This is a genomic window from Algoriphagus aquaeductus, assembly GCF_003253485.1.
GTDB classification, from domain to species: domain Bacteria; phylum Bacteroidota; class Bacteroidia; order Cytophagales; family Cyclobacteriaceae; genus Algoriphagus; species Algoriphagus aquaeductus.
The window spans coordinates 255,629-270,772 of sequence record NZ_QKTX01000002.1 but is presented as its reverse complement, the minus strand read 5'-3'; the positions used below and the strand labels follow the sequence as shown (position 1 = coordinate 270,772).

Here is a 15,144-nt window from a genome sequence, read left to right as displayed (position 1 = left end):
AGGTATGGCATCAAAAGAAATCAAAGAACTAAGACATGCAGGAAAGCTTGAAGAAGCTTTGCATTTGGCAACTCAGGGCTTGGAATCTGAACCAGACAACATTTGGGCAAAGCGGGCTATCGCTTGGGTTTATTATGACTATTTGAAAAAATTCGCTCAACCTGAATCTTATGACTCTTTCAAAGAAAATTTACTCAAAATCAGGGATTTAAATTTGCCGCAGGATGAAAAAATATTGTTTGATGCCTGCGCTTGGCAGATAGGCAGTGTTGTTTTTGCCTTGCAAAAAAATGAGAATACTGATTATATAAAGGTCAATGCATTGTTTGAAATTATCAGAGACTTTCATTTTTCTAAACCATCTGAGGCATATTCATTTATTTTCAAGGCCTTTCATAAAGGCTATCAAAATTGGGCTAACTACTTAGCATTTGCAGACTGGTGGAATTTTTCCAACCTACGGTCCGAAGACTATTTGAAGGAAGAGTTTCAGGGACAAAGGTTAATGTCAATCGCCGAACAGGCCCATATTGCCTATTCCAAGAAACTTTTAGAGGGTAGGGTTTTAGACAGCTCTGGTCAGCAAAAAGTGATTGACAAGGAGAAGATCAAATCATTTCTGCCACAGCTGGATGCTTTGATTAAGAAACATCCAGATTACCAATATCCACCTTATTTCAAAGCAAAACTCCTTTTAGCATCTGGAAATGAAGAGAATGTACTTTCTGCATTTTTACCTTTCGCAAAACAAAGGAGAAACGACTTTTGGGTTTGGGAATTGATGGCGGAAATCTTCTCTGAAGACAAGGAAAAACAGTTTGCATGTTATTGCAAAGCGCTGAGCCTAAAAACACCCGAAGACTATTTGGTTAAGCTTAGACAGATTTTTACCGGGATTCTGGTTGAAAAAAAGTTGTTTAATGAAGCCAAAACAGAAATCCAAAAAATTATAGCAACCCGAGAAAGACATGAATGGAAGTTGCCAAACCAAATCGTCCAATGGACAGAACAGGATTGGTACAAGTCTATTCATGCGAAAAAAGACAACCAAGATCTGTATTCCAGCCATTTCAAAAAGGCAGAAGAGATTTTATTCCAAGATGTCCCGGAAGAGCTTGTTGCCGTGGAATTTGTAAACGAAAACAAAAATCTCCTGAGCTTTGTCAAGGATAGACAGAAGTATGGATTTTTCAACTATTCTGGTCACCTTGAAAAACCTCAAATCGGCGATTTCATTGAGGTTCGATTTAACGGAGGTGGACAAGAAGGCTTTTTTAAGATATTATCTGCCAAGAAGTCCAATTCTAATGCACTACCAGAAGCCGTAAAGAATTTTGAAGGAATATTAAAGATTATTCCTCCTCAAAATTTCGGATTTGTTGAGGATGTCTTCATAGACTCTAATTTAATTATTCAAAGAAAATTAGAAAGTGGCCAACACTTGAACGGTCGTGCAATACAAACCTTTAACAAAAAGAAAAATGAATGGGGTTGGAAAATACTTAGCCTTGATTGATCTGACACCATTGTTGATATATCCTTTATCAAAAAAATAATACCAAGAAAGCTATATTCCGTGATGAATCGAGTCTTAGCTTTCTTGATGCTGGCCTTACTTTGGTCATGCCAAAAGCCAGAAAAAGCCGCCATCCATTTGGAGGAACTGACCATTTCCCAAATTCATCAATCCTATCAAAACGGAGATTTTTCCGCCAAAGAACTAACCCAAGCCTATCTCAACCGAATCAAGGCTTGGGACTCTCTGACCAATTCCATTTCTTTTATCCATCCTGAAGCCCTCTCACAGGCTAAAGCTTTGGACGAGGAATTCGCCAAAACCGGGAAGCTTCGACCGCTGCACGGGATTCCCCTGATCGTCAAAGACAATATCAACACGATCGGTCTGCCGACCACTGCGGGGTCTTTGGCTTTGGCTGACTTTTATCCCGAGGCGGACGCTTTTATCATCCAAAAACTGAAAGACGCAGGCGCGATCATACTTGCCAAATCCAATATGGCCGAATGGGCCTTTAGCCCCATGCATTCGGATAGTTCAACGGAGGGAACTACTCGAAATCCTTACCATCTCGATCACGTTCCTGCCGGTTCGAGCGGAGGTACAGGGGCGGCAGTTGCAGCTAATTTTGGAACCATCGGACTGGGTACTGACACCGGCAACTCCATCCGCGGACCATCTTCACACAATGCCTTGGTGGGATTTCGGACGACTTTAGGCTTGGTCAGTCGGGAAGGAATCGTGCCACTATACTTAAGAAATGACGTGGTTGGGCCGATGTGTCGGACTGTCGAGGATGCGGCTAGAGTACTTCAGGTGATCGCAGGCACCGATCCCAAGGACCCAATTACTGCAAATTCTCAGGGTAAAATTCCAGTTGACTATTTGCAATCCCTTCAGAAAGACGGTTTGAAGGGTGCGCGAATCGGCGTTTTCCGCACGCTGAGCGAGGCTAATCCCGATCCTGAGATTTCAGCCCTTTTTGAACAATCCATCGCAGATCTCAAGTCCCTTGGGGCAGTAATAATCGATTCGGTGGAGGTGGAAAACTTTGACTCCCTTCGCAGAAATCAGTGGTGTCCGGTTTTCAAGCAGGATCTAGAGCGTTTTTTGGCTGATTATGTGAAACGGGATACGATCAAAACCATCGAAGATGTGATCCGAATCGGTACGACTTCGGACTACGCACGAAGCGGGCTGGAAAGTTTTCGCGAAAGCCAACTTCCGGAAAATATGGAACAAGATTGCGGAGATCCCTTTACCGATCTGAAGCGAATTGCCTTTCGTGAAGCGATCGAAAAAGTGATGGATTCGCTCCAACTCGATGCCTTGATTTACCCGAGCTGGAATCATCCTCCGGCACTGATCGAGCGATTCCAAGAGGATTACAAAGGTGACAACTCTCAGGTAATTGCTCCGCATACTGGTCAGCCTGCCTTTACCGTTCCGATGGGTTTTACGGCCAAAGGCCTTCCTGCAGGGCTTCAGTTTTTGGGAAAGATGTGGTCCGAGCCTACGCTCATTCGACTCAGCTATGCCTATGAACAGGGGACTAATCACCGCAAACCAACTGTTTTGAAAAAGTAAACGAAACGAAATGGGCCATCACCATCCTCATCCCTCCGAGCAAAACCTGCGTACGGCCTTTTTCCTTAATCTGGCCTTTACGCTGGTGGAGTTGGTTGGAGGATTTTGGGTGAATAGTGTGGCGATTCTTTCGGATGCCATTCACGATTTGGGAGACAGCCTTTCGTTGGGGACTTCTTGGTATTTGGAAAAGCTGGCCAAGAAAAAACCGGACTCCAGATATTCGTTTGGATACCGGCGCTTTTCCCTCTTGGGCGCGCTGATCAATTCAGTAGTGCTCATATTGGGATCAATTTGGGTCATTCGAGAGGCGATTTTTCGGATTATGGAGCCGGAGACTTCCGATGCTAAGGGAATGATCGGTTTGGCGCTCTTAGGGATAGCCGTCAACGGCTATGCGGCTTGGAAGGTAGGTCATGGCAAGACGCTCAATGAACGGGTGATCTCCTGGCACCTGCTGGAGGACGTGTTGGGTTGGGCGGCCATTTTGGTGGCAGCGGTGATCATGCTATTTGTGGAGTCGCCCTATATCGATCCCGTCCTTTCCCTGTTGATTACGCTTTTTATTCTTTGGAATGTGGCCAAACGACTTCGGGAAACGCTTTTTCTTTTCCTCCAAGGTCAGCCAAAAGACGTGAATAAAGCCGAAATCGAAGCTAAAATCCTGGAAATCAATGGTGTAGACTCCCTTCACCAAACGCATATTTGGTCACTGGATGGAGAGCATCATGTATTTACCACGCATGTGAAACTAAGTGCAGAAATCTCTTCGGCGGAAATTCTGACTGTGAAAAATTCGATCCGAAAGCTCCTGGCTGAGTACCCTTTTGTCCACTACACGATCGAGACCGAAAGCGCCGATGAAGTCTGCGAACTGATCAAAAAGTAATTTTTTTACCTCCATTCCAAAAATATTAAGACCACAAAGATTCAGTAATTAAAGATGTGAAGCATTAGGATTTCCTAAAATTTCGATCCAAAAGTAAGCATCGGCAGACCATAAAGGAAAGCATGTTTTTACCTCTTCTCCTTTATTTTCATATGCTGGATCAAAATGGGTATGTTCTTGAAAAAGAAGCAAATTATCCACCTCCCACAATTATAGATCAAGTCAGGTAAATTAGGGACATTAAGTGATCCAGCTTATTTGGATACTTCTTCCCTTTCGGCCGCCACGAAGACCTCTATTCCAACCCCAAGGTCATATACACTCCGAAAAGAGTATTATTCACTTTTGTATTGTAATTCTGCATTCCAGACATGGGATTGGCCACGGGAGAAGAAATCCCCCCATACATATAGCCTACCAATACCGGCCCTTGAGTACCATCAGGGAAAACTTTGTTCAAATCAATGATGGTGTCCGAGTCTCCATACCGCAAGTTTTCCAAAGGAAAAAACAGGGCGTTTGTACCCAAAAAGCCTGGCATCATGGGATTTGGCGGAGTCTGTACCATTTCGATGGTTTCCCCTTGTCCATTAGTATAATAAGACGATATCAAATTGGAAAAAGGAAGAGGAATCTCCGGGACTATCAATCCTCCTGAGTTGGAATCATAACTCATGTAAGTGATTCCTCCCAAGATAGATACCCGGCTCACTCGATATTGACCAAAAGCTAAAACAGCATCGATTTGGGCGGCTGAATATAAATTTACTTTTTGCAAGGTCTCTTGATCCATGGTGACGGTTGGATTTCCTGATCCGAGACCATTGAGGTAAACCGGCGCACGGTATCCAAGACCTTGTCTGTTAAAAACCCCGCCATAGATAACCGCCCCCATAGAATCCGTGTCAGCGGTGATGACTCTGGCCAGGGTATAATCTCTTCGGTGAAGTTTGACAGAGTCAATTATAGAGAGCGTATCGGTGAGCATCCAGCCATTCCCCTCTGATTTGAGAGAGAATTTACGAATAGCAGAAGTGTAAGCCCCATTATTTCCTGGAAGGTATGCGCCTTTATAATTTTGCCCCCCTATGAGATAGAAATTTCCATTTACAACCATCATTTCACCCCCAGTGACCTGCAGAAATGGATCGCTGATCACCTTGGTAAAAACCTGTTCCAAACTTGGGCTGGTGCCTCCGGAAGTCACGTAAAGGATGAGATTGGGAATATTGATTTCGAAAAAGGAGTCTGAAGTCCAGTTGCTGACTTTAGAATTATCCAAAGAGGTATAGCCTCCGGAAGCATACAGCGTCTCCCCATCTTGGAAGTGGAGCATGCTACTTCCACTCAGGTAGGTAAAATACGCTTTGGGCAATGGCACCCCCACCGCAGTTTTCTGGATTAAATCAACCACCCAAATAGAATCGTTTGCCAGCAGGTTAGGAAAAGCGGGCGGATCATTGTTCATGTTGTGCAGCCCTGATTTTCTGCCTCCAAAGAAGACCCACTGATTGCCATAGGTGGCAAAAACCGGACTTTGAAGAGCAGGAATCTTAAACCCGGGATCTATAGGTTCCAAGTTGACCTGAATAAAATCCTGTAGGGTACTGTCCCCACCACCAGTCTCAAAGAGCTGTTGGACCCGTTTCACCAAAGGGGAAGCCATCAAGGCATCTTTTTCTATTGTCGCAGTGTTTTTCTCTTTGGGAGAAGAGCAAAATTGATTCAGCAGCAAGCTTATGGAACAGCCTAATAGGACCAATGTTGAATTTTTCATGTTTGTGAGAGTTGGCATCTTAACCCATTTTTTGCTTGGCCCACATTTGAAGCAGGGCCTGTTGGTTTTTGGACAATTCCCGGGTTACTGGCATATACATATATCCTCCCCAGTTTTTGCTATCGGTCAGCATCAGCATTCTGCGCATAGTATAGGGCTCACTCCAAACCGCTTCATTGAATGGGAGGATCGCATTCATAATGGGCAAAACACTGTGATAATTGGACAAAATGTTTTCATACAGTACCTGCCAGGTCAAGGGAACTGAGCCATTCAGGTAAACCTCGAGTTCTGGAGCGGCCGCCAATACTCGGGTGGTCACGGTATATCCATTGGCTATCAAATAAAATACTTCTGCCTTATTGGTGGGTGTAAAATACTGGGCAGGATTAATTCCTAATACATATTGAAAGCACCCCGCTTTTTGGGTGTCGTATTCAAATGTTACCCCATCATAAAAACTAAAATCCTCCAAAGCATTCGTTGCTCCGTTTCGGATTTTCCCGGCCACCGGTGCAGTCACTGGATTGCCTCGATAAAAGCACCTCAAAATGACTGGTCCCCTTCCCGGTCCATCAGATTTGTATCCATCGGAAGCAGATTGATTTTGCTCAGCATATGATCCTTGCTGGTCCGACTGGATCAAATAATCATCTTCGATCAGAAGAGGTTGCCCATTACGATAAATCTCGAATTTACCTTTTGAGAAATCCGGTATTCCGGGGGGAATGGGGAAGTCCATGACACCTCCTCGGGCTAAAAATACAGCCATATTGTAATCTTTGGCATGGTCAAATGTGCCAATTACGGTTGAGGGCGATTGATCGTCCGGAAGGAAATTTAGGGAGAGTGGTCCAAAATCATAATTTTCAAAACCCAAGAATGGAGGAATAGAGGATGGACCTCCATATTTGCTGTAATCACCAAGTCCTACACCATATTCGCAAATTGTGTTTAACACATCCAGGCTGATCACTTTCTTTTGATAATTTACCTTTAAAAACGCCGGAGCAAGCTGAACCGTGGACGGGACTGATAGCGGGGTTTGGTTTTGTCCCATTGGCGTAGGAGTCACGATTCCGCTCAGGTCCAGGGTAGGATTTGCTGCAATTCCATTTTTGAGGATTCTGGCAATATTGGTCGTCTTCATGTCTGTACCTTCGACAAAAGGACATAAAGAACCGGAAAATGCCACCCGAGCTGGATTCTTTGGTACCGAGGTCTGATTATTTCCCAAGGGAGCAGTAGGCATTTTGTCGTAAAGGGGATTTCTGACCTCATAGACCTGATGGATGAGGATTTTCATAGAAAGCGCATCAACCGAAAATCCGGCTTCCTGATTTAAGTCTTGCTGGAATAAGGGGTCGGTTTGATCGGAATTTAGCGCAAGGGTAGAGTTGAAGTAGGTTCCTCCTGACATGGGAGACAGAAGTGGGTTATTCCAATTGAGCACTTTGGAAAAAGACAACCAATTGAAGGTGGACTTACAGGGCACTCCAGTGAAATAGGTCTTTTCTTGTCCTAGAGAATTTCCATAGATCCCTGCCAAAGAACAAAACATTTGGGTACAGGTGTCACCCACACTGTCTATGTCACAAAGCATGGCCGTAGTCCTGGAACCGGGTTCGAAAAATTGCTGATGGAAAGAAAAGGATTGATTGAGCAATTGGGCCAAACCTGCCGGGCACCCATCTGAATTTCCGTGAGTAAAGGTAATCACACCACCCTGACCATCTGCTACCTGAATCCCGGTGATCCGAATATCCTCAGCAAAGACACTGAGGTCTCCGAAATAATTCCAATACCCCGGCTGTACCAATCCATCGTAGAGCGAAGGCTGGGCCCCATCCCCTTTTAAGGGAATCTCCTTGTAAAGCGGAATATAGCAATCATCCAAGCCGGAACGACCCAAGAGACTGGTTGCCCACTGATCGTAATTTTCCCTGGAGATGCCCTCAATCGCCACATAATTCTGCCCGGTATCATCCGTAGAAACGGCATACCCAAGCTGTTGGACCGCTGGCAATTGTTCTGCAGTGATATATACTCTTGGAGGGTTATATGGCAAAGCGTCCACCTGATCGTAAATTATCAAAGGGGCAAACTTGTTGTTGTTTCCTGTGGGTACATCCAGCAAAACACTGCCATGAAAATTAATTCTTGGGAAATCGAATTGACTCATACCAAATGAATTTAATGGGTTAAAAATGAGTGGAGGCTTCCCATCTAAAATTCTGAATGGTGGCCAGGAGTTAATTGAAATTATTTGGGATTTACCAAGTACATGGCAATATCCCCCTTATTTTTTACAGGTATCTGTCCTCTGTATTCACAGTGAAAAAGGTCTTTGACTAATAAATAAGTGGATTGACTGATATTAACTTCCCCGGAAATCCCACTTGATTCCATCCTTGACGCCACATTGACTGTATCGCCCCAGATGTCATAAGCAAATTTCTTGATCCCCACGATACCCGCTACTATCGGACCACTATTGAGGCCTATTCTAATCTCGAAATAGGGCTCCCCGGTCTTCATTTTCCTTTCCTTGGTCTGTTCTACAAAATCTCGAATCTCCAAAGCAGCCCGAACGGCCGCCACAGCATGATCATCCCGCTCTACCGGCAATCCCGCCGCACACATGTAACTATCCCCTATAGTTTTGATTTTCTCTACGCCATGCTTCATGGTAATATGATCCATCTCCCGGTAATAAAAGTCAATCTGCTCTACCAGCTCTTTGGGAGACATGCCTTCGCTATATTTGGTAAAGTCTATGAAGTCTGTGAAAAGCACAGTTACCATGCTATAATCTTTGGCTTTTACTTTACCGTTCTTTTTTAATTCCTGAGTAGTTTCAAATGGCAAAATATTCAATAGGAGATTTTCGCTGATCTCTTTTTCCTCTTGAAGTTCTTTGGTCCGCTCATTGACCAGTTGCTCGAGGACAAGCTGTCTTTCCAACTGATTTTGAACAGTAGAAATCACCCCGCCAATCGCATCCATAATATTGAGGTGGTAGGGTAATATTCCCTTTCCTTTTTGTAATAGCTGAGTTCGCCTACCGGCAAAAAAGTATCCTAAGATATTTTTATTGTGGATGATTGGGGAAAACAACAGGTTTTCAATTTCCAGCTCCTGGGACAGATATGCTCCAAACTCCGATTTTTCATCCGTCTTATTGAACAAGACAGCCTCCTTGCTTTGATAAACTTCTTCGGGAACTTTAATGATTTTTTTCCTTACGCCTTCGGTATTGTAGCTACCAAATCCCTTCAGATAACGCATCTCAAACTCCAGTTTCCTTTCTTTGACAGGAAGGAGGATGGCTGCCACATCCATTTTCAGACGAATGTTGATGCTTTCAGCAAGGTTGTCAAACAGCTGATCCTCGTCGCTCATCGCATCCACATCCTGAAGTTCGGCGATTACTTTTAGTCCCTCAGTCATTTGAAGGACATCCTTTGAAAGATCAGCCGTCCTATACTCAAGCGCCATATAGGAGGTGGATAGCTGCTTCAATCTCCCTTTGTAATAATCGATCTCTTTTTGTGCCTGAACAAGCTTCTCTTCCAAGGAGGACATCGTGATTATTTTTCAGCTAGGAAACACAATACCCCCGTCCAATCTAAGGGCTGCAAAAACTCCCCTACCCGGGCCACTTCCACTCCGGAATAAAATCCTGCCAAGGGAACAGATCCCACTGCGTCCTGTACGGATTCAGCATCCTCAAAATTAACTCCGGAAAAGGGACGAGCTCTTCCTCCACAATTAATATACAGTGAAAAAACAGGGTTCAACTTATGAATAATGTCCTTTACCCCGTCGATTACCGAATTCAGGTAATCCGGCTCCAGATTTCGGTGCATCAATTGAACCTCTGAACCGGCTACCAGATCCGGCTCAAACATGACCAATGCTTTGTTGGGTTCGTCCACTGCCAGGGTAAGCCGGTTAGCGAATTCACTCTCCTTAAACTCACCGAACTTTTCTCCCCTATTTATGCCTAGCGTGACGTTCATGGCAAAATCCTTAATGTCCACAACCTCACTCCCTCCCAAAAGCTCATGAATGACATCGACTGCAGGTCGATGGTCAATTTCAAATACAACAGGACCTTCGGCCTTGGTAACAGTCAGGTAATCACTGCAGGGATGGCATCCATGAAGGATGGTGGTTTCCATGGTACATTCACCTGAAATCAAAATGGCCAAGGCATGCTGAGAGACGATTTTGTCATCTACAAACTGGTAACATTGACTGAGCCTCATATCTGCCAAAAATCCCCCTCCCGCACAAGGAAGACCCTTGGGTAAATGAGGTTCCAAGGCTGCAAACAGTGGCGTGGCAAAATTAAGCATCGGAGGACTTTGGTTTTTACTCGAATCATAAAATACCCAAAGTGCCTGAAGATCTTCCACTCCGGCAGATTCAATCTTTTTCCCGAGTTCATCACCGGCCACAAATTCATTTTCATTTAAGTTTCCCTGTGCCAAGACAGTGAATTTGATTTTTTCAGAGCTGAATAGAGTCACCCCCACTTCAAACCCGTCATACCCAATAAATGAGTCAGTAATTATTCCAAAAGATGTCCCACCTGCTTTTTGACAGGTTGGAATCAATGAATTCACTCCTTCTAAAAATTCTTTTGGATTATGTTTGCCTCCACAAAAAATCAATGCAAAATCTGCTTTTTCCAAGCCCCCGTTTTCCAAGGCTGCCGCTGTAGCCTCCTTCCCTGCTGCAAAAGAATCCGTTTGATTGCTGTAGCCAACCCCTACTTTAGTTTTCATTTACGTTAAAGTTATGATTTGAAAGAAAAATGGTTTTTTCAATAATAAATTGGACTATGAAAAGAATTCTCTAACAATTCTATTTATTGGTTTTTATTATTCTTAGAAAAATAAGAAATTCTTTTGATCCGCTTAACATTTTTTCCCCCAATATCCATTGGTTTTTTGGATGAAATTTTTTGAATGGTCTAAGTATGCTCAAACCTGCAAGTAGCCAAAGGACTCAAAGTTTTGATGCTGGATTTTGACATATTCCCCTTCTCTTATGGCTAGAGGGATTTTTCATAAAGTAAAATCCGCTATTTGATCCCTACGTGCAATGTCCCGGATATCCTTATTGAATAGTCTACAAAATCTGTCTTCACCATCCCCTGAAAGCAAATAAATTATTTCTTAAGATTGATTTTGAAGTGTAGACCTCCGATCCTGGTCTGACACTAATCTACCGCTTTAACCCTACTTGGTTTGACGGTTTACGATCTTTTTTAAACTTTAAAGGCGGTTTTACTCGTCCAGTGGTTGGTTCAAATGAAAAATACTAACGCCGTATACTTCATCAAAATACTACTTCATGCACAACATTCCTCCATACCCCAAACTCGTTTTCCTTCAAGATGTTTTTTCGGAAAGTACATGGATGAAAAAGGCCCATCTGCAGGCTCTTCGAAATGTCAAGCTTTTGAGATTTATCTTGGATTCTAGGAGGAAGAGAAATAGGCGGATAGAACCTGACTCCAGGTGGTAGATGAAAACTTGAATTATCTTTTCCTTTCCGGAAAGAACGGCGAAAAGTCTGAAATCTAATTTTTGGTGGCGCTGAACCCAAAATCTTGATTTCCAGCAAAATTGGTTAACTTAATCCATGTTTACCTAAGTATTGGAATTTCTCGGTCGATTACCACCCCATTCTTTTTTGATTACCGCCAACTAGCACCATAGAAATCACCTTCACTTTATTCTATTTTATTATGGCGATGAAAGAAAATGTCTATCGGCTCTACCCAAACCTGGGTTACTGGCTCATGCTTTTTATTCCGCTGGTCTTTACTGGATTTTACTTCACTTATTTTACCAAGCTGGATTTCAGTCCGACAATGATTCATGCCCATTTCATTTTAATGGGTATTTGGATGGGCATGATGATTATCCAACCCCTCTTGATCCGATATAGGCAAGTGCGACTTCACCGAAGTCTAGGCAGGTTGAGCTACTTCCTGGTACCGGTTCTGATTTTGGTCACCTATTGGGTTTTGAAAAACGGCTACGCTACTCAAATCACTTCCTTAGAAAGTGATTTGGCCCAGGGAATTGCACCCTACACGGAAGCAGAAGGGAGAATAGTGATTGCTGCCTACCATGCACTTGCCTTTACCTATATTTTTTGGCTGATAGTGTTTTATGGGTTAGCGATTGCCTTTAGAAAGCAGTCCTCCATTCATGCCCGATTTATGATCGCCGCTGCCCTCACGTTTATGGGACCGACACTGGATCGGACCCTTTTCTTTTGGTTTGGTCTGGAAACCCTGGGCTTCGGTATTCCGGTTGAAACCTTGGCATTTGTAATAAATGACCTGATCATACTTATTTTATTGCTTCAGGACTTAAGAAAAGGCAAAAAATCCTGGCCGCTCCTGATTGCTTTGGGACTATACCTCACCGTTCAGATAGGTTATTTCACCCTTACCAAAACCCCCGCTTGGGAGCAATTTGTCAATTTCATACTAAACTAAATATCCATGAAAGCGCTCTTGGTTACGTGCTTAATTATCCTTTTCTCCACCTCCAATTCTTGGACTCAATCCACCGAATTGCTGAAAAAATCAACAACTGGATTCCTTTCCACTTTAAGTGAAGAAGAACGGAATGCTGGCACCATCGCTTTGTCGGACAGCGCCAGAACTCAATGGACCAACCTCCCGCTAGGATTGGCACCCCGAGCCGGACTGCGATATGGTGATCTTTCTCCAGCCAGCAAAATCGCCTTCCACAAAGTCCTTAGCTCCATCTTCAGTTCACAGGGCTACCTGAAAACCTTTGCCATCATGCAGGTGGATGACATCCTCCATGAGCTGTTTGAGATTCAGTTTCAGGAAGGAAAAGTCCCAGAGCGAAGTATGGAATTTATCCGAAAATTGAATTGGGATTACGGAAACTACTACCTGGCTATCGCCGGAAATCCGGAAACAGAAGACACTTGGGGGCTGAAATTTGAAGGACATCACTTGTCTATCAATCTCACCGTGGCTGGGGATGAATTTACCATGACCCCCTTGTTTTTGGGTTCGGATCCTGCTGTAGTGGAGGCGACCCAATATGCAGGCTTACGGCCACTTAGCAAGGAAGAGGACTATGGATTTTGGCTGATCAATGCCCTGGATGATTCTCAAAAAGCCAAAGCTACTCTCAGCGAAAAGGTACCCGGAGACATCATCACCAGTCCCGATAGACCACAATGGCTGGAAGAATTCAAAGGCATCAAAGGCTCTGAACTCAACGATGGCCAACAAAAAATCCTCCACTACCTCATCGAAGAATACCTTGGCAATCTGGATCATCAGAAAGCCGAAGAATACCTAGCCAAACTTCATGCCCGAGGAATGGATTCGGTGTATTTCGCCTGGATCGGCAGCTACGAACCCATGAAGGCACATTATTATGTTATTCATTCGCCGGACTTTCTGATCGAATATGACAATGTGGGTTTCCTGGATAATGCCAACCATATCCACTCGATTTTTAGAGAAAAAGGAAATGACTTTGGAGAGGATATCCTGAAAAAGCACCGAATGGATCACAAGCACTAAAAAAAGAGACCTTCCGGGTTTTAAAAGCCTGGAAGGTCTATACATTTTCTAATTACCCAAAAATTAATTGATTCCAGCCCCAAATAAATCTCCCGGATTCCACAGAGGCTTAGCAGGTGAATTGGCTATCGAATAGCTGATCAGAAAATTCAACTGGACATAGGTTTTGGCCGCAGTGAAGTTGAAAATGCCATCCATCCCGTCGGCAGCGCGATGATAGTACTTGGCTCTCCACTCTTTCACAAACTTGTCCAGATCAAATCCCGGAATATTGGATTTATTGCCATACTTGATATGTAAAGCCGGAATTCCGCTGACCACAAAGCTGTATTGATCACTGCGGACAAATCGGTTTTGCTCGGGTTCGGGATCTTTTTCGACTTCTAATCCCAAATAATCTGCTGCAAACTTCACATTTCCCATCAGGTTGGAATGCTCCGCACCCAAGGGAACCACCGAAAGTAGCGGTGCGATCAGGGTTGGCATATCCGTATTCACATTGGCCACGATGGATGATTTGGGGACAGATGGATTGGCAGCGAAGTAGGCCGAACCCACCAAGCCCATTTCCTCGGCGGTCACCATTACGATGAGGACAGAGCGCTTCGGTTTTGCTTTTCCATTGACATAGACCCGGGCGATTTCAAGCAACGAAGCCACGCCGGAGGCATTGTCGTGTGCGCCATTGTAAATAGAATCTCCGTTTTCTGGCCTGCCTATTCCTACGTGGTCTAGGTGAGCAGAATGAACCACATATTCATTTTTCAATTTAGGGTCCGAACCCGGAATCAAACCGATGACGTTGTGACTTTCAAACTCGCTGTGGGTATTAGAGTAGCTGGCAGAAAAGGTGAAAGGAAACTCAAAAGAGGAGTTTTTACGTGCCTTGATATCGGCCAAGACCTGATTGAGATTTTTGCCCGAATTCAAAAACAATCCGGTCAGGAAAGATTTGCTTCCGTTAAGCGCAAAGCCCAGATTCCCGACAAATCCCCGTCCATAGGCCGTGTTTTTTTGGGGATTCAAAGCCACATTGGATTGTAGTACGGGATTGGAATTGGAGAAATTCGCTCCCATGGTCACTAGGATGGTTCCGACAGCACCTTTGCCAAATGCCGTGTTCATTTTATTTCCGGGACTGGAAAAGTGAGAAACCAAGGTCGAAGCAGGAATGCCATCCGGTACACCGGATACAAAAACCACCACTTTCCCTTTCACATCGACACCCTCATAGTCAGAATAAAGTCCGGGGATATCCACGCCATATCCCACAAAGACAAGCTTACCCTCGCCGGATGCTTTGGCTGACAATGGATGGGGAACTGGCATAAAGTCTTTTCCAAACACCAGCGAATCCACATTCCCGATGGGGTCTTTCAATGCCGCTTTGGCTGACCCATTATCCACTATGGTTTTTCTGAGGAAAAGCTTTTGGGTGTATTGTCCGGGATCACCTCCGGGCTGCACACCGATTTTTTTGTATTGATCGATGACATAGTCCACGGCTATTTGATAGCCTTCGGTCCCGGGAAGTCTTCCTTTGAGTTTATCATCGGCCAAGTAGGCAATATGATTTCTAATGGTGACCGTATCTATCTGATCCATGGCTTTTTTTACCGAACCAGAGACCGGGACTTTTTGGGCCAACGCCTGAAAGGAAAGCAGCGCCAATAACAAGAAACTGAGTTTTTTCATAATAACTATGGGTTACATCTGCATAGGAGGCCCAAAGTATCATTTTTAGGTATATAAAGCCAGATCCGTGCCTCCACAGCAAA

The 15,144-nt window shown here is 44.1% G+C and carries 10 protein-coding genes; 5 read left to right on the top strand and 5 right to left on the bottom strand.

Annotation, left to right across the window (positions count from 1 at the left end):
* The first annotated feature begins 4 nt into the window (after positions 1–4).
* From CLV31_RS03515 to CLV31_RS03505, 3 genes are all read left to right on the top strand, one after another.
* Positions 5–1,516: a DUF7017 domain-containing protein gene (locus tag CLV31_RS03515; protein WP_111391489.1), complete on the top strand. Its 1,512-nt coding sequence runs from the start codon at positions 5–7 to the stop codon at positions 1,514–1,516.
* A 63-nt stretch (positions 1,517–1,579) separates the two neighbouring features.
* Positions 1,580–3,103 carry an amidase gene (locus tag CLV31_RS03510; protein WP_220084313.1) on the top strand — a complete coding sequence of 508 codons (1,524 nt, stop codon included), beginning with the start codon at positions 1,580–1,582 and terminating at the stop codon, positions 3,101–3,103.
* A gap of 10 nt (positions 3,104–3,113) precedes the next feature.
* Positions 3,114–3,992, top strand: a complete 879-nt coding sequence (locus CLV31_RS03505) for a cation diffusion facilitator family transporter (protein WP_111391488.1) — start codon at positions 3,114–3,116, stop codon at positions 3,990–3,992.
* A gap of 295 nt (positions 3,993–4,287) precedes the next feature.
* Here CLV31_RS03505 and CLV31_RS03500 read toward each other — a convergent pair whose 3' ends face one another.
* From CLV31_RS03500 to CLV31_RS03485, 4 genes are all read right to left on the bottom strand, one after another.
* Positions 4,288–5,769, bottom strand: coding sequence for a hypothetical protein (locus CLV31_RS03500; RefSeq protein WP_146250857.1), 1,482 nt, complete (start codon positions 5,767–5,769; stop codon positions 4,288–4,290).
* A gap of 19 nt (positions 5,770–5,788) precedes the next feature.
* On the bottom strand, positions 5,789–7,951 hold the full coding sequence (locus CLV31_RS03495; RefSeq protein ID WP_111391486.1) for a hypothetical protein: 2,163 nt from the start codon (positions 7,949–7,951) through the stop codon (positions 5,789–5,791).
* Positions 7,952–8,031: 80 nt separating this feature from the next.
* The gene (locus CLV31_RS03490) at positions 8,032–9,354 is read right to left on the bottom strand and encodes an adenylate/guanylate cyclase domain-containing protein (protein ID WP_111391485.1); all 1,323 of its coding nucleotides are present in this window, start codon (positions 9,352–9,354) and stop codon (positions 8,032–8,034) included.
* Positions 9,355–9,359: 5 nt separating this feature from the next.
* Positions 9,360–10,562 (bottom strand): FIST signal transduction protein, encoded by a 1,203-nt coding sequence (locus CLV31_RS03485; RefSeq protein WP_111391484.1) that lies wholly within the window; start codon positions 10,560–10,562, stop codon positions 9,360–9,362.
* Positions 10,563–11,530: 968 nt separating this feature from the next.
* Here CLV31_RS03485 and CLV31_RS03475 point away from each other — a divergent pair.
* A complete protein-coding gene (locus CLV31_RS03475) occupies positions 11,531–12,292 on the top strand; it encodes a hypothetical protein (RefSeq protein WP_111391482.1) in 762 nt (253 codons plus the stop codon).
* Between the two features lie 6 nt (positions 12,293–12,298).
* Positions 12,299–13,366 carry a DUF3500 domain-containing protein gene (locus CLV31_RS03470; RefSeq protein WP_111391481.1) on the top strand — a complete coding sequence of 356 codons (1,068 nt, stop codon included), beginning with the start codon at positions 12,299–12,301 and terminating at the stop codon, positions 13,364–13,366.
* A gap of 63 nt (positions 13,367–13,429) precedes the next feature.
* Here CLV31_RS03470 and CLV31_RS03465 read toward each other — a convergent pair whose 3' ends face one another.
* Positions 13,430–15,061, bottom strand: coding sequence for a M28 family peptidase (locus CLV31_RS03465; protein ID WP_111391480.1), 1,632 nt, complete (start codon positions 15,059–15,061; stop codon positions 13,430–13,432).
* Positions 15,062–15,144 lie beyond the last annotated feature (83 nt).

What these genes read in the sequence shown, in the direction of transcription:
- CLV31_RS03515 (WP_111391489.1), top strand. Translation starts at nt 5, where the DNA reads ATGGCATCAAAAGAAATCAAAGAACTAAGACATGCAGGAAAGCTTGAA.
- CLV31_RS03510 (WP_220084313.1), top strand. Translation starts at nt 1,580, where the DNA reads ATGAATCGAGTCTTAGCTTTCTTGATGCTGGCCTTACTTTGGTCATGC.
- CLV31_RS03505 (WP_111391488.1), top strand. Translation starts at nt 3,114, where the DNA reads ATGGGCCATCACCATCCTCATCCCTCCGAGCAAAACCTGCGTACGGCC.
- CLV31_RS03500 (WP_146250857.1), bottom strand. Translation starts at nt 5,769, where the DNA reads ATGAAAAATTCAACATTGGTCCTATTAGGCTGTTCCATAAGCTTGCTG.
- CLV31_RS03495 (WP_111391486.1), bottom strand. Translation starts at nt 7,951, where the DNA reads ATGAGTCAATTCGATTTCCCAAGAATTAATTTTCATGGCAGTGTTTTG.
- CLV31_RS03490 (WP_111391485.1), bottom strand. Translation starts at nt 9,354, where the DNA reads ATGTCCTCCTTGGAAGAGAAGCTTGTTCAGGCACAAAAAGAGATCGAT.
- CLV31_RS03485 (WP_111391484.1), bottom strand. Translation starts at nt 10,562, where the DNA reads ATGAAAACTAAAGTAGGGGTTGGCTACAGCAATCAAACGGATTCTTTT.
- CLV31_RS03475 (WP_111391482.1), top strand. Translation starts at nt 11,531, where the DNA reads ATGGCGATGAAAGAAAATGTCTATCGGCTCTACCCAAACCTGGGTTAC.
- CLV31_RS03470 (WP_111391481.1), top strand. Translation starts at nt 12,299, where the DNA reads ATGAAAGCGCTCTTGGTTACGTGCTTAATTATCCTTTTCTCCACCTCC.
- CLV31_RS03465 (WP_111391480.1), bottom strand. Translation starts at nt 15,061, where the DNA reads ATGAAAAAACTCAGTTTCTTGTTATTGGCGCTGCTTTCCTTTCAGGCG.